The sequence below is a fragment of the Pseudomonas sp. Z003-0.4C(8344-21) genome, assembly GCF_900104975.1.
Classification (GTDB): Bacteria; Pseudomonadota; Gammaproteobacteria; order Pseudomonadales; family Pseudomonadaceae; genus Aquipseudomonas; species Aquipseudomonas granadensis.
Genome location: NZ_LT629756.1, coordinates 2,106,317 through 2,125,928 on the forward strand (window position 1 = coordinate 2,106,317; position 19,612 = coordinate 2,125,928).

A 19,612-nucleotide genomic window follows, 5' to 3' on the forward strand; every position below is an offset into this window, starting at 1 on the left:
GTACGCGCTCAGCTTGCAGCCAGGAGCTTGCAGCTGTCTACGGAGTAGACCCCCCATGATTGACCGGTTGGTGGCTCATATCCTGAGTCTGGAAGTGCGATTGCTGGCCTGCCAGGCGCGCATGACGGCGAGAACCGATCCTGAGGCGCTGCACGATTTGCGTACCACCGTGCGACGGTTGCGCAGTCTGTTGCGGCCGCTGCGCGGCTTGCCGGGTGTCGAGCAGCTTGAAAGCGCCGCGTCGGCCGTCGGTGAACTGACCACGCCGTGGCGCGATCGCGAAGTGCTGGCGGCGTATCTGCTCAAACATGATCAGCCGCAAGCCGCCGAGCGGCGCATGGTGCAGATGGCCGAAGCCTATCCGGCGTTGGCTGCGAGTAACGAAGTGGCGTCGTTGATGATGATCCTCGATGCGTTTCCGCGTTTCCTGCGTGCTTCCCAGCGTCAGGGCTTGCTCAAGGGCCTGGACAAGCGCATTGAAAAACGTCTGGGCAAGCAATGGCAAAAGCTCGATGAAGCCCTGCACGATCCCGCCCACGACCGGCATCGTTTGCGTCTGCTGATCAAACGCGTGCGTTATGGCATCGAAGCCTATCCCGAGCTGGACCGCTTGCCTGCGGCGGCCTACAAGCGCTTGAAGTCTGCCCAGGGTGCGTTGGGTGACTGGCACGATTGCTGGCAGTGGCTGGCGAAGGCCGAGCTGGAAGCGGATCTGCAACCGTGTGTCGCCACTTGGCAGGCGGGGCTGATCAAGGCAGAGCTGAAGGCTGATCAAGTGCTGGAAAAACTCGATACAGACTGCTTCAAACATTCCTGAAACAACACCGATCCCCTGTAGGAGTGAGCCTGCTCGCGATAGCAATCTGTCAGCCAGCACATCGTTGAATGTCCGACCGCTATCGCGAGCAGGCTCACTCCTACAGAAGGCTTTGGGCTGTATATGGCGCCTAGGCCTTTCTGTCAGCCCATTTGACCGGAATAGACGCTGCGGCGCGCGGCGGGTCTGGTTAAGATCCGTGCATCCCTTTTCCGCTTGCCGAGGTTGCCATGCGCTTTTGCGATTTGCTCGATGCTGTCCGCCAACAACCTGAAGTGACGATTCCTGCCGAATGGGGTCAGGGCCGGGCCAGTTTTGGCGGGCTGGTGGCTGCGCTGCAATATGAAGCCATGCGCGGCAAAGTGCCGGCGGAGCGCCCGGTGCGTTCGCTGGCGATCACCTTCGTCGGCCCGGTTGAGCCGGGCGTGCCGGTGAGCTTCGAAGTGGAAGTGTTGCGTGAAGGCAAAGCCGTCAGCCAGGTGTTGGGGCGGGCGTTGCAGAACGGTCAGGTGGTAACGATCGTGCAAGGCAGCTTCGGTGCCTCGCGGCCTTCGGAAGTAGCGGTTGAAGCGTATCCGGCGCCGTCGATGAAACACTGGGACGAATGCCAGGAGTTGCCGTACATCAAAAGCGTGACCCCGGAATTCATGCGGCACCTGGCGATGCGCTGGAGCGTCGGCGGCATGCCGTTCACCGGCATTGCGTCGCGCTTGATGGGCGGTTGGGTACGCTTGCGTGGAGATGTCAAGGAAGAGCCGGTCAACGAGGCGCATCTGCTGGCGCTGGTCGATGCCTGGCCGCCGGCGCTGTTGCCGTATCTGAAGAAACCTGCACCGGGCAGCACGCTGACCTGGACGATCGAGTTCGTGCAGCCGTTACACGATTTGAGCACGCTGGACTGGTGCCAGTACCTGGCTGATATCGAATACGCCGCCGACGGTTATGGCCACGTTGCGGCCAAGCTGTGGAGCGCGAAAGGCGAGTTGATTGCCATGAGTCGGCAAACCGTAACGATCTTCGCCTGAGTCAATGCCGGCGGTGGCGCTCACGCCAGGCGCGCCACCAGCCGCCACTTAAAAAGAATCGCGGAAAGGTCAGAAACTGCTCGACCAGCAAACGCGATACCGCATCTTTGCGATCACTGAACGGCTCGGAGGCTTGCGCCTCCAGGCTGTGGCCGTGGCGCTGAAGACCCAGCGCCGCGACAATCCCGATCACGCCGATGGCCACGCTCGCCAGACTCAGGCTGAACACCCCGGACACGATCAGCAGAAACGCCACGATGAACAGCGGTACCGCGATCAGGTGCAGCACCAGATTGGTCGGGTGTTGGTGATTGCCGGGGTAGGCGCGCCATTGCCACGCGGGAAGGTTGGGGTGACGTTTGCCCATGTTGCTACTCCTCGATCCATGTTTGAACTCATGGTTGAAGAATAGGCCCGGGCGCGCAGGGCGGCGAATCAAGGTTGGCTATTGGAGTGATAGGCGTCATCGCCGGATTTGATGTTGTCTTGGCTGGCGCCATCGCTAGCAGGGCTGGCTCCCACAGGTCATTTGTTCACAACACCAATTCAATGTGGGAGCCAGCCTGCTCGCGATAGGGCCTTCAGAGTTTCAACTGCCCGATCGCCTTGTTGAGTTCCCCGGCCAACGTCGCCAACTCATTACTGGTGGTCGCCGAATCCACCGTCTGCTGCACGGTGTTTTCGGTTACATCGCGGATGCTCACCACCGCCCGGTTCATTTCCTCGGCGACCTGGCTCTGCTGTTCCGCCGCCACGGCTATCTGCGTGTTGCTCTCGCGCATCTGCGCCACTGCTCCGGTAATTTCCGCCAGCGCCTCGCCAGCCTCCTGCGCCTGCTGCACGCAATCGTCGGCCTTGTATGAACTTTCTTGCATGAAATCCACCGCATCACGGGTACCGGCCTGCAATGCGGAAACCATGGTGGTGATCTCGTCGGTTGAGGCCTGCACTCGTTTGGCGAGGTTGCGCACCTCATCGGCGACCACCGCAAACCCCCGGCCCATCTCACCGGCGCGCGCGGCTTCGATGGCCGCGTTCAGGGCGAGCAGGTTGGTCTGTTCGGCGATGCTGTGAATCACGCTGACCACACCGTTGATCTTCTGACTGTCTTCGGCCAGGCGTTGAATCATTTGCGCGGTCTGCTGCACGCCGCTGGATAAACCGGCGATCGAATGCTGCACCCGGGCGACCACTTGCTGGCCGCTGCCGGCCAGGCCGTCGGCGGACTTGGACAGGTCGCGGGTGGCGCCAGCGTGTTGGGCGATGTGGTAAACCGTGGCGGTCATTTCGTTGATCGCGGTGGCTGCCTGATCGGTCTCGCTCTGCTGGCCGAGCATGCCGTGGCGTACCTCGTTCATGCTCGACGCCAGTCGCGCGGCGCCGACATCCAGCTGCCGCGCCGTATTGGCGACGGTGCTGACCACGCGCTGATAGCCGGCCTGCATGGCGTTGAACGCATTGGCCATTTGCCCGACTTCATCTTTGCCGGCCAGCGGCACCCGCGCGCTGAGATCGCCACTTTTCTCGACATGCAGCATGACGTCTTTGAGGGTGTTGAGCTGGCTGAGCAAAAAGCGGATCAGCAATTGCGAGGCGCCGAGCATTGCCAGCATCAGGATGAACACCGCTACTGCGTAATGGGTAAAACGCTCGCGGAACACTTGGCTCAGGCTCGGCCCATGTGCAATCACCGCAACCTGTTCGCCATCAGCGCGGCTGAACACCTCGGCGCCCAGCAACGGGTTCTCGCCGAACAAGGGCAGGGCGTTGATCTCGTTCCAGCCGTTGCTGCCGGTGATCTCCAGCAGCGGCTGACCGTTGAGCCGCGGTGCTTCGCCGCGTTTGAAGGTCAGCACCTGCTCGACCTGGGGCAGCGGCTGGCCCGGCGGCCAGGCCTTGAGTAACTGCGCTTGCGCCTGCGCGGACGCTTGAGCGGCATGATTGCGAGCTTGTTGTTCGAGCTGCACGGCATACAACACCAGCAGCAGGGTGGTGACAAAGGCGACCGCATTGACCGCCCAGAATTTGTATTTCAGCGAGATATTGCTAAGCCAGGCACCCATGGAGGTCTTCTCTGATAGCGGAAACAGTTTTGGCAAGGTGCCATTATTGTGCCGCTACGCAGGCGCGAAGACCTTGATATGAATCAACAGACGACGCGGTCCCGCTTTTATGTAGGAGTGAGCCTGCTCGCGATAGCGGAATATCAGGCAAGAAATCCGTTGACTGACCCACCGCCATCGCGAGCAGGCTCTCACTCCTACATGGGGTTTCGGGTGTGTCAGGGAAGGGGGGGCAGGTTGAAAAACGCCCGCGCACAGGCGGTGGTATGCGCCGCCAGATCCTCTTCGCTTTCACCACGATGCAGCGCCACTTCGCGCAGCACTTCGGTCAGATAGGCCGGTTCATTGCGGCCGTTTTTCGGCTTCGGTCGCAACGTGCGTGGCAGCAGATAGGGCGCATCGCTTTCCAGCATCAAGCGCCCGCGTTTGATCTCTTTCACCAGCGGATGCAAGTGCGTGCCGCGGCGCTCGTCGCAGATCCAGCCGGTAATGCCGATGTGCAGATCGAGGTCGAGGTAACTGAACAACGCCTTGCGCTCGCCAGTGAAGCAATGCACCACGGCGGCGGGCAGTTGATCGCGAAAATCCTTGAGGATCTCCAGCAGGCGCTGGTTGGCATCACGCTCGTGCAGGAACACCGGCAATTGCAGCTCGACGGCCAGCGCCAGATGCTCTTCGAGGACTTTTTCCTGCTGCGGGCGCGGCGAGAAATCACGGTTGAAGTCCAGCCCGCATTCGCCCACCGCGACCACATTGGCTTCGTTGAGCAGACTGCGCAGGCGTCGCGCGCTGTCGGCATTCCAGTCACTGGCCGAATGCGGATGAATGCCGGCGGTGGCGAACAGCCGCTGGGCGCTGGCATCCAGTTGCTGACACAGCTCCAGCGCCTGTTCGCTGCCTTCGACGCTGGTGCCGGTCAGCACCAGTTGGCAGACGCCGGCCGCGTAGGCGCGCTCGAGCACCGCCGCGTGTTTGTCGGCGAAACTGGGGTTGGTCAGGTTGACGCCGATATCGATGAGTTGCATGGTGCTACCTCGGGCCGAAGGCCGGAAAGCATACCAGAGCTGTAGATTCATAAGAAAAGCCAAGAACTACAACGACTTATGGCTGTCTGTTGAGGCCGCGAGAGTTCCGGGGTGGCGACAATGCCATCACTGTGCCAGTCTCTCGCACTTTACCAGCGCTCCAGGCGCTCTGTTTTCGTCGGTGATTTCAGCTGAAATCACCCCGTATTCTTTTCGGAGAGTGGATGCATCGTCCCTCGGTTTTGCTGCTCTTGTGCGCCTCGCTGCTGCTGCCGCTGACGGCGGCCGCGCGCTTGCCCGGGCCGTTGCAGGCAGTGCCGGCAGCCAAGGTCCGTGACTTGTCGGAGATCCGCAGCAGCCGCGTCCTGCGCGTGCTGGTCAATCAGAGCCGCAACAGCTCCGGTGAGGTTCAAGGCCAGGCCATTGGCGTCGAATACCATCGCCTGCGCGCCTTCGAGCAATACCTCAATGGCCATGCTCGCGATGGCCAGGAAGTCACCCTGAAGATCATTCCCAAGGCCAAGGACCAGTTGCTCGGCGCGTTGCAGCGTGGCGAAGGCGATATGGTCGCGCCTGGTGAATTGATGGACTTGCCGGGTGGTTATGCGGTTTCCAGCAGCGAGCCGATCGCCCGTGACGTGCCGTTGGTACTGGTCGGCATCAAGGGCCAGCGGTGCTACACCAAGGTCGAACAACTGTCCGGCAAGACCCTGGCGTTGCCCACCGGCAGCGCGGCGGGGGAGGCGGTCAGTCAGCTCAATCAGAAACTGGCGCTGCACAAACTGGCGCCCATCAATATCGAATGGGTCGATCCGACGCTGGCCGTGGAAGATGTGCTGGAAATGGTTCAGGGCGGAATCTTTCACCTGACTATCGTCGAACAGCCGATTGCCGAACGCTGGGGCAAGATTCTGCCGAAACTGCGTCTTGACCGGCAACTGGTCATCAGCGAGCCGGGGGAGGAGCACTGGTTCGTGCGCCGCGATGCCTCGATGTTGCGCGCCAGCATCGACCGCTTTCTGAGCGGCTACAAGAAGCCCTCCAACGAAGACGCCGCGTTTCTGCGCATCTATCGACGCCTGTACCAGGTCCACTATCCGTTGGCCAAGGCTGACCGCCAGCGTCTGGAAAAACTGCGCCCGACCCTGCAGAAACACGCCCAGGCGCAGAACATGGACTGGCTCAATCTGGCAGCGCTGGCGTTCAAGGAATCGCGTCTGCAACCCAATGCCCGCAGCGGCAGCGGCCCGACCGGGTTGATGCAGATCACGCCGTCGGCAGCCCAGCGCGTCGGCGTCAGCAATATCCAGAATCTCGATGCCAATGTGCAGGCCGGGGCCAAGTACCTGGCGATGATCCGCCGCAAGTTTTTCAACAGCCCCAAGCTCAACGAGCGTGAACGCATGGCCTTCACCCTCGCGGCGTACAACATCGGCCCGGAACGTGTGCAGGGCATGCGCGCCGAAGCCCGGCGCCGCGGGCTCAACCCCAATCAATGGTTCTTTCAGGTCGAGCGCATTGCCATGGAGCAAGTGGGGATGGGCGCCGTCAGCTATGTTAATAGTGTGAACAAATACTACTTGGCGTACGACCGGGAACGGGAGTCGTTGGAGCCCGGGGCGCAAAAAGTCGTCACACGTAAATGATCTAATAAATTGATTGTTATGGCGGATTTTTTGCGCTTTTAACATGAAATTTATCGATTAATATAGCGGCCAACCAACACATACAACCTCTCGCAACAACAAGGAACGCCCCATGAGCTCTCTGATCAACAAAGTACTGTTCACCCGCGCTGGCTACGGCCTGACTGTTCTGCGCATCGTTGTCGGCGTGATCTTCGCCGCCCACGGTTCGCAGAAATTGTTCGGCCTGTTCGGTGGCTACGGTCTGGCGGGCACTGCCCAATGGATGGAAAGCATCGGCCTGACACCGGGCTACCTGATGGCGACACTGGCTGGCGGTACCGAATTCTTCGCCGGTCTGGCGCTGATCATCGGCCTGCTGACCCGTCCGGCAGCGCTGGGTCTGGCGTTCCTTTCGCTGGTCGCGATCTTCTCGGTGCACATCGGCAACGGTCTGTTCATGGCCAACAACGGTTACGAGTTCGCCCTGGCCTTGCTGGCCGGCAGCATCGCGGTGCTGATCGAAGGCGCCGGCAAACTCTCGGCGGATCGTGCCATCGCCGGTTGAGCGCTCTAACTCAAGGCAAAGGCCCGCATTGTGCGGGCCTTTTTTTGTTGCCGGCGATTCTTGACACTGGTCGGTCACGTTATCTAGGATGTTGCCCATGCGCCGATTTAAACAGCTACTTGCGGGGCGCCAGGTGACTCAGACAGTTGCCGTCAGAAGCCGGAACAGGGCTTCGAAATACCGCTAAAGCGCTGGTTCGGTGTTGCCTCTCACCTGCCATGCAGACTTTTGAGGCAGAGACACGACACGATGAATGCACTACGCCCTCCAGCACGTCCCGCACCGATCACGGCGCATATCACCCAGCGCAATCCAAAAATTCTGCTTGGCGGCAAACACCAGCCGACGCTGTTGCGCTATCTCGATGGCTGGCCACGTCGCAGCGGCGGTCCTGCCGCGTTCCTGATCCAGTTTGTTGACGACGGCGAGTCGCTGGCGCGGTTTGCCAGTGATAGTTTCGATCTGGCGGTGATTCAGGCGCCCAGCGCAGAAGAGGCGCCGGAAATGATCAAGCAACTGACCCGCGTGGCGCGGCAGGGTCTGATCACTCGGCGCTGAAGCGCGTTATGGATATTCAATCTCGACGATGTAAACCAACTGCTCGCCTGTCGGCGTCTGTACCCGGACTTCCGCGTCCAGCGCCTTGCCTATCAAGGCGCGGGCCAGCGGCGAATCGATGCTGATCAGTCCGAGTTTCAGGTCCAGTTCATCCGGGCCGACGATGCGGTAGCGCGACTGCTTGCCGTCTTCGTCCTCGATGGTCACCCAGGCGCCGAAGTAAACCTTGTTCGGATCGCTGGGTTTTTCGCTGACGACTTTCAGCGCTTCCAGGCGTTTGGTGAGAAAGCGCACGCGGCTGTCGATCTCGCGGAGCATTTTTTTGCCGTAGGTGTTTTAGCACCCCTACCTAAAACATACTATTTTACCCTCCAAGCCCTCGTTTTAGCGGTAGATTTCAATCATCCTCACCAGTGTCTTTTGTATTAGATCCACATAATTTGTACTACATACTATCTCTGATGGGGGAGTCAGACACTGTGATGAGGGTGGAGCAGGGGGATGCCATTCGCGACCAAGGTGAGGGTTCATTACCGGAGCGACGATACGGGGCGTGGAGTACAGCGATAATGTTTGCGAACTGAGGATGGATTATTTATTTCGCACCTTCAGTACCTGGCGAGTGAGCTGATCAGGTGCGAGTCTTGGCTGCGAAGGGATTATGTTTGCTACGAAACGGCTGATTCAGTGCATCGCTGCAAGCCAGAGGGGTTCGCGGATACGAGGGATTTGCTGGACGCCTGCGCTCAATCTGTTGAATTCAGAACGATCAACACTGAGACCCTGGAAGACCCGATTCGCTTGAACTGGATGCTTAGAAATATTCGCATCTGTTTAATTGCAGGCTTGGGGATTGGGCCTGAAGAGCGAAGCGTACAACTGCCAAAAATTCTATATTCAAGAATAACAGGGTCTTCTGCATTGCTTTACGGCTAGGCGTCTGTTCTGCAAAGATGGCAACGACCCGTATCAAGGAACATCAGATAGCACTTCAAGGTACTAAGTGAAGTGGCTGCATGTTTAAGGAAGATTCATGGATAGCTTTAATCGTAAAGAAGACTTTACCAAACCGCATCTTTCCCACGCACGTCATCTACCTGCCCTAGAAAGTTTGCAGCTTCAAATTGAAGATACGCTACATGGTATAAATTTAAATGAGGCAGGCGGATTTACAATGCCAACTCGTGTTTGCTGCTACTCGATAGCAGAAATCATTGAGGATCTTAATAGAGCGATTTTGCAAAGCCTAAAGGTTGGGAGCTATTCAGCAGCTGAAACGTTATCGAGAACGTCTTTGGAGAACTCGATAAATCTGATATTTATCAATAATGATAAAACATCAAATACTGCGAAGTCTCTATTTTTAAATTATTTTAAAACTGCGAAGGACAGGGCGCGGAAGTGGCATCGGTATGCTGTGAGTAATGATAATGCTGAGAGCATTGAACGGTCTGCTGGTTTCGAGCAATCGCTCGATCTGATTAGGGGGCTATTTGCTGACTTGGATTCAGGTGGGGTTAAAGGTTGGCCGGATGCTTATAGCCGGTTTAGAGATGCAGGCTATGAGTTTGGCTATCATACGCTATTTGCACCAGCGTCAGATTCTACACATAGTTTTAGTAATGACATTTTCAACCGATTCTTTGTAGAGGCTTTCCCAGTAAGCGACGAAGAGAAGAAAGATCAGCTAGATGGACATTTCGCTGAGAAGGTGTCATTTGCATTTTATCTCGCGACTCATGCTATACAATTTTACTGCGTTGCAGCCTCACATATCTCGGATAGGGCTGCAGATGAAAGTGCGGGTGATAAATTAAACGTCATCGGTAAGACGATAGCCGAGATGTTGATGGAGCATGAGTCTCTTACGAAAAATTGTTTGGATATGCTAGCTCCCACAAAAAAAGACGCGATGGAAATGAGGAGTCGCGCCAAGGATACATGAAATGTAGAGACCAATTTTGTTGAGATCGCAGGAGCCAGGAGCATGTAGATCTCCCCAAGATTTGTTTTCAAGCTCTGATATTTGTAAGCGGACATGCCAATACGAGTATTTAAGTCTGCGGGCTTAAATATGGGTTTTTGAAATGCATTTTATCCTCCAGAGCTATCTGCCGGAACTATTAGGCAAAGCCGTTTATCAGAAGCGCATCCAAGCAGCAGGCTATTCGCCCTTAGGTAGTGACCACCCTGTGCCTGAGCTACTCTACGAGGCGCTAACGAATTGGGCCTGATGCATCGAATTCTGAAAATAGCTCGAAATCTGGTGAGATTTGGTGCGAGTTGGGGTTGCGAAGGATAGGTCGCCTTGCAATGACTAACAATCTCGCTATGCTATAGCTTGTTTCAAAGCACTGTTTGTCTGTACAGTAGTAATGTACCGATTCGGTTATGCAAACGGGAACGTTTATCGCAGGTGAAACCTGCTTTACCACAGTGGCTGACAAATGAGCGTAAGCCGATCCAATCTCAAGCTATCAATGCCTCGTTGCGGCTATTGTGGCGCGGTGTGGGTGCCTCCAGAGGGTGTAAATGCCTTGGAGTCCTTTTGTCCGCATTGCGCCGCTGAGCGACGTGCTGCTGCCTGCGAGCGTTTCCAGCTTGATAGTCTGAACACGACTGATATGCCGGGTCGCTATCTCTTGCCTCGCCGTTTTCGCTTGAACGGGTGAACGGGGCTTGAATTGTGAGTCGAGACGTTACCGGCTGAAGTAGGATTCAAGCTCACGAATTGCCTTGCTTCTTCCAATTACGCCGGCGGATCCTCCAAGCGTTTTCACGCGGCCAGCATCCAGCGGCTCACTCCAGGCTTTCCATTCATGCTTGCGTTGACCGTGGCGGTACCATTCCACGATGATCCGGCGGGTATTGTTAAGTCTTTCCCAGCGTACGAGATCCGGGTTCACAATAGGCACCGTCCAATTAGGTTCAATCGGCAAACGTGAAAGTGCATTCAGAGCTTCGTTGGCGTTTTGATAGCGATTAGCTGGGATATCGTTCAGCATCTTCCGGATGACACGCCGCCATGACTTGGGCACGTGCGGCAGCCAATTCAGCTGTTCGACGAAGTTGCCCTTCACAACAAGGTCATAAGGTGAGTCATTTTCCAATATGTACCAGGCTTCGCCACTTAGTAGGCGGAACAGCGTCATGCCGTACGCCCATACGTCACTTTTGGCGCTGGTTGGTTGTTTTTTCCAAACTTCGTACGCAATGTGGTCGCCGTAACCGGCCGCTGATCCATAGCCCAACAACAATTCATCGGTAACGAGGCCAAAGTCACCAAGCAATGCAGTGCCTGCGTCGTTTAGGAGGATGTTTCCGGGCTTGATGTCACGGTGGAGCATGCCTCGGGCGTGAAGCGCGCTTAACCCCATCAGTACATCGATTCCGAATTTTCGTACCTGGCTGATTGTGATCGAGCCCTTTTCATGCAGGCTCTGCAGAGAGCCGCCCTTGCAATAAGCCATCGAGAAGCGAATGCTGTCGTCGTCCTCCTCGATACTGTGAACCTGAACAACGTTGCGATGATTGGCCTTGGATAAATGTTGTGCTTCGGTGAGAAAAGCCGACTTAAGGCCCTGCCATTCCTCATCTGTTTTGGCTAGCGCGCGGCTAAGAACTTTGATTGCCACTTGGCCGTGCACGCTGTCTTCGCCGAGGAAGACCTCGCCGAAGTAACCCTTTCCGATTATTTTCTCTAGTTTTAGCTTGCCGACGACTTTGTTCATTTGCGGCCACGCTGGGAAACTACAAGCATGGCGGCTTCCCTACTGCCTTTACGCAGCGATCCCCCTGCAACCTGTTCGTCCCAAAAGCTGTCGTCTTTGATGCAGTCGTCGACTTTGCGTTTGTAAGCGCGGCTAATTGCTGCTTTAGCCAGCGCCTTGGTGGGACAGACAGAGGCAGCGGCTGCCATGATTACGCCTCTCAGCTCAGCGCCCTCCAGCAGGCTCTGTTTTGCACCGCCGCCTTGGGGGAGGGCGCTTGCTTTGATGAAGACCTGACGGATGTTTTGCTCTTTCAGGTAGCTCACGCATTGCTGGTGCAAGATGTCATACGCATGCAGACGATCGCCTGTAGGTAGTTTCCAGCTGGCATCCATCAGGATGGTAACGGGTTCTGTCATGTCCGTCGGTACTAGGGTGTCGACCACCGTCACATCCCCAGCGGAAACTAATAATCCAACGCAGCGCACAGTCATGAAGCAATCCTTGTCGAGCCGAAAGATGGCGCCATGGTATTACAAGTGAGAGGGGGGTCAACCAGAATGCACGATTGCTTTTTTTGCTCTGCGTATATCGGCGTTGGCGAGTGAGTGCGTGCTTTAGGCATCGTAATCTTGCCAGCTAGTACAGCTATTTTTACTGGCGTATCATGCGCTGGTTGGGCATTGTGCCATCAGGCATTCATTGGCCCAGCTTCCAACGCCGCTTGAGCAATCAGTGGGATCAACGGTGGAGTTTCGCTTAGCTGAAGGAAAGCAGCCTCTTGAACAAGTCTCCAAAAAAGCCCGCTTCCAAGCCATACCTGGCGTATCTCGACGCGAGGGCGAGCTTCGAGCACACAGTTGAAAAACTCAAAGCATGGTGGGCTCAGACCTTGTTGTGTCGTGGACTTGCTCTGTTTTCAAGCTGCGTATGGTTTTTTCTCCTGCCAATTTGCAAGTTCATGAGTTCAGGAGTGGGTTCCTTTCTCATCGCGCTTGTCACCATTGGGAGTGCAGCGACCGTCTCTGTCACAAGTACCGAGATATTCAAAGAGTATGGGGAAACAGCAGATTGGAATACGCTTTTTGCAACCCCGCATTTGTGGCCCGCTGTACTATTTTCGCTGGTGGCTGTCGCCTTTATCACCCTGAGGGAGATGGGGGTTGTTGATTCAGCCAAGAAAAAAGAGAGGGAGTTGCAGCAGCAGATCAACACCATGCCCCCCAAGAATTTTCTGACCGCCTACCGTGACGCGGTGATCGACATTCGCATGCTCTATGAATTCCAAGTGTTGGGTGATACCTCAAATGTGACTTTGGAGTCCATCGCGGCTGATATTCGCCTGGTCATGTCTAAGATGCTCATGCTGGCCCAGCAATGGGAGGGGGCGCCGAGCGATGTCTATCGAGCTAATGTCATGTTGGCTGAAGATGACAAGGCTTGGTGCAAGGAACATTTGTCCAACGAGCTCAACCAAAGTCCGTTCTTTTTGTTTGGGTCTAATCTTGACGCTCGTCTGGACGGAACTGATGGGATCTTGCACATTTCATCTAATGAGCTATCAACAGTTTTTGCCGGACAACTCGATGGGGAGCCCGACGCTGATATTGAACCCATTTGCTTTCCCTTTGTCTTGCCGAATACGAAATTGAAGGCTCATCATCCCAATATACCGGGAGCGCCGGAAGCAGTTTCTTCACTTCGCCCTCAATACATAGCAAATTGCCGTACTCATTACGATGAATGGTTGGATACGGAGTTGCGAGATGACTCGCATATTTCGCCCCATTATCAGGGAGTGATCTCAAAGTACTATGGCCGACATAAATTTGCAGTGTCGATTCTTGCAATCCCTTTATATGTAAAAAACATCGATGGGAGTAAACAGCGTTTAGGGTGCCTTAATATTTACAAGGACAAGAAAAATATTCTGATGGGGGATAGCCGGAACAACCAGTTCGTAGAGCTTCTGCTCCCGCTTTGCTCATTTTTGTCTGATATGATATCATTATACCGTGTCTATAAAGACGTGGAGGCCGCATAAATGCATGAGCCTATTGATAGAGGCGATATTATCGACCAATCGGTGGATAGCCACGCTTGTCTCCAAACCCGTGCGGTTGCGAAAATTTATAGGAGTCGTGCTTCACGTTCCGACCTTCGCGCCGCCATGATCGAAAAAAGCCGCCGCGTTGTGGAAGACGGCATTGATTCGCTCGAAGTGGTTAGTGTTAAAGAGTATCGGTAACCTAACTGTCATTCTGAAGTCGTAGACTAAGGCCACCCATGGGTGGCCTTTTTCATACGCATATGGTTGAGCGCTCGCCTCATTCATTATTTCGGGCGCCACATAGGCTAGCTAATAGGATCACACATTAGTCAGCACGCCTGCCAAAAAAAAATTTACTACTTACTCAGATCTTCTCGCATTCGAGGGGTAGATTTCACTCATTCTCATCGGCTATGGTTGTGTTAGATCCGCATAATAAATACTAGGCCCTGAGTCAGATGCATAGTCAGACACAGTAGTGAGGGAGGATGGGGGGGTGTCATACGCGACCAAGGTGAAGGTTCGGTATCGGAACGATGATACGGGGCGTGAAGTCCAGCTACCTGGTTTGCTGACCGAGGGTGGCGTACTAATTTCGCACCTTCGATATTTGGCGAGTGAGCTTCCCAAGAGCGAGTCTTGGCGCGAAAGGAGTGTGTTCGCGACAAAGCTGCTGATTCAATACATCGATGCAAACCAGGGTCGGTTCGAGGATACAAGGGCTCTGCTGGCGGCCTTTGCTCAATCTCTTGAGTTTGGGACGGTCAACACCGAGACCCTGGAAGACCCGAGTGGCCTGTACTGGATGCCTAGAAAGCCTGACGACTTTCGCGCGTTGATGTTCCACCTGAACCAGTACACCGACTGGCTTGCTGAACGTCCTGAGTACCACACAAGGCGCGCGAATCCATTTCGTAACGCCTCTGGTGCGGAGGAGCGAATGAACTGGTGCGCCTACTACAACAAGGAGGCGCATGTGTTCCTGTCACACCTAAGTGACCCGGACGAGGCCAAGAGTTTGAATGAACAGGTTCGTAGTGTGCGTACTGGCCGGACGCCCAAAACCAGTGGCCGCATTACAAAACGGTTTCCCGAGAACGAAATCCATAACTTGATGGTGAACGGTTGGATCCGTCGTTGCGAAAACCCGACAGCTGCCATTCACGATTTCGTTGACTACAAGGGGCGTGCTCTCACATTGCTGATGCATTACGGGGGTGTAAGGAAGAGTGAGGCGTTCCAGCTTTATCTGTCCGACATCATCGTAGATAGAAAGCGGGGAGAGGCGGTAGTCAGGATTTATCATCCCGCATTTGGTGCGTCCCCTGACAAAAAATACAGTACTCGTCGTGAGTATTTGGCTCGTCGGTATCGTCTGAAGCCCAGAACTGAATATCCTAGATCTGAAGCGCTGCATGCAGGGTGGAAAGCGCCGCTGTTGGAAAATCCAGAAAACTATTTCCAAGTGCATTTTTCACCTGTATCGATGGCGAAAGAGTTTTTACTTACGTTTGAACTTTATCTAGCTAAACAAAGGGTCGATGCACCAACGCATGCTGATCATCCTTATGCGTTCACAAATAGCAAGGGTGAACCCGAGACGCTTAAAAACTTTTCTAGACAGCACAAAAATGCAGTGCACCGTATTGGATTGGAGCACGAAAAGTATCTGGGAACTACTGAGCATGGGCATCGACATGCTTACGGTTTTAGACTGCGAGCATATGGATTGAGCCAGTTGGAGATTCAAAAGGCGATGCACCATAAGGATCCTAGTTCGTGCTTGGTTTACTTAGAGCAAACTGATGAGGAGTTGCGGGCAAGCCTGGAACATGCTGAAAAATTAGCAAGTGATCGTTCAATAATAAAAACCTAGAATAATAAAAAACGCGATACGCAGAAAAATTGCAGCCGTGCTGATGGGGTGGATAATGTCAAAGAAAATTCATAAGTTTCTGAGCTATTCTGTGGCGTCAGAAATTGCTTCAAATATGAAGTTGGCGTCATATAAAGATTATCTGGCTAGGTACAAGGAGTATCCCGGTCTACCTAGTAATCCTGCCAGGATTTATGGCGATGAATATGTAGGGTGGGATGAATTCGTTGGCAGAAGTACGAAATATTACGAGACTTTCGAGCAAGCGCGAGATGCTGTCATCCAATTGGGCATTAAGACATGGCCTGAATACAAGGCGCGTTATAAGGAAGACTCTAAGCTCCCCGTAAGCCCACATGCTACTTACGGACAGACCTACCTTGGTTTTACTGAGTACAGCGGACAAGCAAAACCTGATCGATATGCCACTATGGCAGAAGCATCACATGCTTGCCAAAAACTACAATTCAAAAGTAGAACCGACTATAAAAATCGTTATTTTCAGGATGCTTTGCTGCCTGGCGATCCTCCATCGTATTACTCAGATGAGTGGAAGGGCTGGGTATTTTTTCTGAAAGTTGATAACACTCCGAAAACAGGCAAGGGGAAGTACGACACTTACGAAAAGTTTGTGGAGGCGGTGCGTGTTCTAGGGATTACTGGGCAGATTGAGTACAAAACTCGCTACAAAGAAGATCAAAAGTTACCGAGTCATCCATACAATGTTTATAAGAACGACTGGGTCAGCTGGCCCGAAGTTTTCGGGGTTAGTCCTTATCTGAAACGCTGTGAAAGTTGGCAGGAGGCCAAGGTTGTAGCTGCGCCTTATCGATTCGCCACGAGTACAGAATATCAGGAAGGTTGCTCGGCAGACGAGCGCTTGCCCAAATATCCTGGTACGAGATATAAGGATTTTCCCGGGTGGGTTACTTTTCTGCTGCCTGAAGATTACGACTGCTTGGCTGATGTCAAATGTGCAGTAAAAATTATCAATTTAAAGAGCAGCGTTGGTTACAGGAATGCTCGCAAAAAATTTCCGCAGTTACCTGCTCATCCCGACAGAATGTTTGCTGACGAATGGGTCGATTGGTACGACCTGTGCAATATTCCGCGTCCATACAGTTACGATGAACTTCAAGAACTTGTGATTTCGCACGGCTGTACGATTATCAAGGATTACCGGGAGCTTATGGCAAAGCTCAAAGATCCGAGGATGCCTAGTAGTCCTGAAGAGGTCTATCCTCAATGGAAAAATTGGCACGTATTTTTGGATAAGCCGGAGCCTTACACATTAGATTTCCTTCAAGGTTACGGCGTTGGGTGGATTCCGAGCATCCAGCACTTTTTGAGAACTCAAAGAGGTGGGTTGGTTAAGGAAACGAGCCTCTGCCGGTTTATCCGGCACTTCATCGAGCCTCATGATTTGGGCAGGACTCCTCGTGAGTTTCTTACGAGAAAAGCCACCGATATCAAGCCGTTTAGAGAGTTGATCGAGAGCCAGGCTAGTAGACAAGTTGGTCGGAATTTATTGTTAGCCGTAAACGCATACTTGAATGATATTTTGGCGAGCGAGCTCACGATTGAGGATGAAGACACCGGTGAGCTGGTCAGGGTAGATGGTGCGAGCAATCCACTTGCAACGCTGTCGTACAAAGGTGACGGAGCACCGGGCCCCAGTGAGTCGACGAAGCCTGCACTTGCGTTTCAGTACGTTAGCGGGATGAAGAAATGGATGGCGCCCGAAAATGCCATGACTTTTTCCGATCTAGCGTCGCTCCATCAGTTCGATGCTGACTATTTTGAGGTTGATGAAAGTCTTATTGATAGGAACGATCCGGACTGCGTGTTCAAGTCACAAGGTGACAAATTTTTGTTGTGGTACCCCGGCTATTGGATGCACGCCTATGCACTGGTTTCCATTCCGGCGCGTGGTCGTCAAATCGCTTGCAACGACTCTGGTGAGGCCGATGAATACATTCCTGATCTCCAAGGCGATAAAGTTGTTTGGGTCAAGAATAAGAATCCATTGGCTCAGAGCAAAAACCAACACGGTTTTATTAAGCGTTGTGACGATGGTGGTTGGGGAATGCATTTCACCTCAAACAAGACTGGCTTTATGGGGAAGGGGTATGACGTACCTTGGATCCCGGAGGAGCTCGTCTATTGGATGATCAGGCTTCGGAAATGGCAGGAGAAATACAATCCAATTCAGCGGCCTATGCCATGGTTGGAGTGCAAGCGAACTAATCTCAATGAGACACAGCTAAAGCGAAAAGGGAAGAACTGTTTCCTGTTCAGGTCATTCAGAGAGGAGGAGCCTCCTGCGTACTCGGCGCGCCTAGCTGAACGTTTGGCGGCAGCACTGTATTTTACCCAGCCTAAAAAAATGGTTTTGGCGACTTTCGCGCACGGTGGGAGCCACAGCACGTTATCCCGCTACGACTCCAAGTACACCCCGCATAGCATGCGTGTAAGCCTTATCACTGCTTACGTTATGGAGTTTGGTCTCCCTATTGAAATCATCATGAAGCTCGCCGGCCATGCTTCGGTGATCATGAGTATTTACTACGTCAAGGTCGGTGCAGCAGTGCTGCGGCGGCGAATGGATGAGGGGGAGAAGCTGGCGCTTCGAGAGCAGGTATATGCGGCGCAAAACATGTTTGAGCAAAACAGGGCGGATGAGCTGACACACACTCTGGTGGCCAATAGCGAGCAAGCGCTGGTGGCATTGATGGCAGGGAATGTCGGTAGCACTTTGGTGCGTGATCACGGGTTGTGCCCATACGGAGCATCACGCTGCGAGGATGGGGGCGCCCAAATCGGTGCGACACAGGTCTGGAGTGCGGTACCAGCGGGATATTTGGGTATGCAAAATTGCACTCGCTGCCGTCACTTCGTAACCGGGCCGATGTTTCTTGGCGGGTTGCTTTCACTGTGGAATGAAATCTCCCTTCGCATTACTTTTCTGTCAGAACAGTATCTCGATTTTGAGAAAGAGATCAGTGACTGTGATTCGAAAATTGCGGGGTTGGATGAGCTTGAATTCGACATGGAGAAAATGGGCGGTATCTTCGACGCCAGCAGCCGCGTTCGAATCGAGCTTGAAAAGAATAAGCTGGAGTCCGAGAAGGAGCAGGTTGCTAAGAAGATGGACATGTTCTTGTGTGACATGCAATCGCTTACCAAGCAGATCAATGACTGCAAAGCGATGATTTCCGAGCAGGCTAGCGACGACGATGATCAGGTGCGACTCGTTGTTCATGACCAAAATGAGATCGTGGTTGAAGTTGAGGAGACATCTTTGTTTCAGCAGTTGAACGAAGTGTGTGTTAACGCGAGTATTTTTCAGTCAGCTTCAGCCGATTTTGCGACGCCTCGTCGTTCTCAAATGTTTGACAACATGGCGCTTCTCAACCGAATTCGGCCGTCCTTGTGCAGCCTGTCTGAAAAGGAACAGCTCGCTGTAGGAAACCAAATTTCAAAATTTTTGCTGGGCCGTTTGAAAACCTGGGAACGTGTCGATCAGGTTGTTACGGGTCAGATTCTGCTGGAAGACTTGAGTGATGAAGAAAGAATCTCGCACGCTGACTTTATTGAAGTCCTCACTGTGAAGACGCCGCAATTGTTGAACGTGCGGGAGGTGATGGCATGACGCCAGAGGAGATCATGGCTCACCTTAAGGAGAAGGCTCCGAGGCAGGAGGCAACGCTTGAGGCCATATTTGCAATTTGCCAAGAGCAGGTTGAACGGGGGAGTACTGACTTCTCATTTGCCACCATTGCTCGTTTTGGGGCCGGGAAGGGCGTCCCAAAAGTGCAAAGCATCCGTAACAAGACGGGGGAGAACTACCGGACGCTGATCAAGTGCTTCGAGGATAGCCAAGGTGCACGTAAGCGTGTGCCGAAGTCGAAGCCTGCTGACTCGTGGGTCGATGAAATTGAAGATCCGAAACTACGGCTGATGGCCAATATCACGCTCTCAAAATTGGCTGAGGCTGAACGTCTCAACCGAGAGCTGATCCCTCCTGGGATGGAGATACGAATTGATGATCGGGGCGCTAGCGGAACAGAGTACAAACTCAGTCCGGTGGAGCGTCGTGCGATTGAGCATTTGATGTCTGACGATTTTCTCACCACTTGGCGTCTCAAGGTCGGCAACAGAGGGACGGTGATCGATGAGCAAGGAAAAGTCGTGTTCAAGCCTGGGACACTGGACGCACTCACGAAGATTTTGAAATATCATTAATTAGCAAAGACCGGAGTGTGCCTTCAGTGCAGGGATGTGCCCAGAATGTG

At 53.8% G+C, this 19,612-nt stretch carries 16 protein-coding genes and 1 pseudogene; 11 read left to right on the top strand and 6 right to left on the bottom strand.

Annotation, left to right across the window (positions count from 1 at the left end):
• Nucleotides 1-55 precede the first annotated feature (55 nt).
• Nucleotides 56-817 (top strand): CHAD domain-containing protein, encoded by a 762-nt coding sequence (locus tag BLU24_RS09715; protein WP_093099589.1) that lies wholly within the window; start codon nucleotides 56-58, stop codon nucleotides 815-817.
• A 230-nt stretch (nucleotides 818-1,047) separates the two neighbouring features.
• Entirely contained in the window at nucleotides 1,048-1,842 is a 795-nt protein-coding gene (locus tag BLU24_RS09720) for an acyl-CoA thioesterase (RefSeq protein WP_093099591.1), read from the top strand.
• A 1-nt stretch (nucleotide 1,843) separates the two neighbouring features.
• Here BLU24_RS09720 and BLU24_RS09725 read toward each other — a convergent pair whose 3' ends face one another.
• The 3 genes from BLU24_RS09725 to BLU24_RS09735 all read right to left on the bottom strand — a co-directional run bounded on the left by BLU24_RS09725 (nucleotide 1,844) and on the right by BLU24_RS09735 (nucleotide 4,930).
• A complete protein-coding gene (locus BLU24_RS09725) occupies nucleotides 1,844-2,209 on the bottom strand; it encodes an Mpo1-like protein (protein ID WP_007908547.1) in 366 nt (121 codons plus the stop codon).
• A 214-nt stretch (nucleotides 2,210-2,423) separates the two neighbouring features.
• Nucleotides 2,424-3,905 (bottom strand): methyl-accepting chemotaxis protein, encoded by a 1,482-nt coding sequence (locus BLU24_RS09730; protein WP_093099593.1) that lies wholly within the window; start codon nucleotides 3,903-3,905, stop codon nucleotides 2,424-2,426.
• A gap of 218 nt (nucleotides 3,906-4,123) precedes the next feature.
• Nucleotides 4,124-4,930, bottom strand: coding sequence for a TatD family hydrolase (locus BLU24_RS09735; protein WP_093099595.1), 807 nt, complete (start codon nucleotides 4,928-4,930; stop codon nucleotides 4,124-4,126).
• Between the two features lie 224 nt (nucleotides 4,931-5,154).
• Between BLU24_RS09735 and BLU24_RS09740 the strand changes: the two genes are divergently transcribed.
• The 3 genes from BLU24_RS09740 to BLU24_RS09750 all read left to right on the top strand — a co-directional run bounded on the left by BLU24_RS09740 (nucleotide 5,155) and on the right by BLU24_RS09750 (nucleotide 7,681).
• The gene (locus BLU24_RS09740) at nucleotides 5,155-6,576 is read left to right on the top strand and encodes a transglycosylase SLT domain-containing protein (protein ID WP_093099597.1); all 1,422 of its coding nucleotides are present in this window, start codon (nucleotides 5,155-5,157) and stop codon (nucleotides 6,574-6,576) included.
• 112 nt (nucleotides 6,577-6,688) lie between these two features.
• Nucleotides 6,689-7,123 carry a DoxX family protein gene (locus tag BLU24_RS09745; RefSeq protein ID WP_093099599.1) on the top strand — a complete coding sequence of 145 codons (435 nt, stop codon included), beginning with the start codon at nucleotides 6,689-6,691 and terminating at the stop codon, nucleotides 7,121-7,123.
• A 249-nt stretch (nucleotides 7,124-7,372) separates the two neighbouring features.
• Nucleotides 7,373-7,681 carry a hypothetical protein gene (locus BLU24_RS09750; protein WP_093099601.1) on the top strand — a complete coding sequence of 103 codons (309 nt, stop codon included), beginning with the start codon at nucleotides 7,373-7,375 and terminating at the stop codon, nucleotides 7,679-7,681.
• A gap of 6 nt (nucleotides 7,682-7,687) precedes the next feature.
• Here the strand turns inward: BLU24_RS09750 and BLU24_RS09755 are convergent.
• Nucleotides 7,688-8,011, bottom strand: a pseudogene (locus BLU24_RS09755) (GreA/GreB family elongation factor); the annotation flags it as partial.
• 703 nt (nucleotides 8,012-8,714) lie between these two features.
• Here BLU24_RS09755 and BLU24_RS09760 point away from each other — a divergent pair.
• Nucleotides 8,715-9,626: a DUF5677 domain-containing protein gene (locus BLU24_RS09760; RefSeq protein ID WP_093099603.1), complete on the top strand. Its 912-nt coding sequence runs from the start codon at nucleotides 8,715-8,717 to the stop codon at nucleotides 9,624-9,626.
• 754 nt (nucleotides 9,627-10,380) lie between these two features.
• Here the strand turns inward: BLU24_RS09760 and BLU24_RS09765 are convergent.
• The gene (locus BLU24_RS09765; RefSeq protein ID WP_093099605.1) at nucleotides 10,381-11,412 is read right to left on the bottom strand and encodes a serine/threonine-protein kinase; all 1,032 of its coding nucleotides are present in this window, start codon (nucleotides 11,410-11,412) and stop codon (nucleotides 10,381-10,383) included.
• On the bottom strand, nucleotides 11,409-11,885 hold the full coding sequence (locus BLU24_RS09770) for a hypothetical protein (protein ID WP_093099608.1): 477 nt from the start codon (nucleotides 11,883-11,885) through the stop codon (nucleotides 11,409-11,411). The genes BLU24_RS09765 and BLU24_RS09770 overlap by 4 nt, the downstream gene beginning before the upstream one ends.
• Before the next feature lie 287 nt (nucleotides 11,886-12,172).
• Between BLU24_RS09770 and BLU24_RS09775 the strand changes: the two genes are divergently transcribed.
• The 5 genes from BLU24_RS09775 (at nucleotide 12,173) to gmtX (ending at nucleotide 19,562) form a co-directional block, all read left to right on the top strand.
• Nucleotides 12,173-13,435: a hypothetical protein gene (locus BLU24_RS09775; protein WP_093099611.1), complete on the top strand. Its 1,263-nt coding sequence runs from the start codon at nucleotides 12,173-12,175 to the stop codon at nucleotides 13,433-13,435.
• A complete protein-coding gene (locus BLU24_RS09780; RefSeq protein WP_093099614.1) occupies nucleotides 13,436-13,639 on the top strand; it encodes a hypothetical protein in 204 nt (67 codons plus the stop codon).
• 298 nt (nucleotides 13,640-13,937) lie between these two features.
• The gene (gene gmtY, locus BLU24_RS09785; RefSeq protein ID WP_093099616.1) at nucleotides 13,938-15,317 is read left to right on the top strand and encodes a gamma-mobile-trio recombinase GmtY; all 1,380 of its coding nucleotides are present in this window, start codon (nucleotides 13,938-13,940) and stop codon (nucleotides 15,315-15,317) included.
• A gap of 55 nt (nucleotides 15,318-15,372) precedes the next feature.
• Complete coding sequence (gene gmtZ, locus BLU24_RS09790; RefSeq protein WP_172833252.1) at nucleotides 15,373-18,969, top strand: gamma-mobile-trio integrase GmtZ; 3,597 nt, start codon at nucleotides 15,373-15,375, stop codon at nucleotides 18,967-18,969.
• Complete coding sequence (gmtX, locus tag BLU24_RS09795) at nucleotides 18,966-19,562, top strand: gamma-mobile-trio protein GmtX (protein WP_093099620.1); 597 nt, start codon at nucleotides 18,966-18,968, stop codon at nucleotides 19,560-19,562. The genes gmtZ and gmtX overlap by 4 nt, the downstream gene beginning before the upstream one ends.
• Nucleotides 19,563-19,612 lie beyond the last annotated feature (50 nt).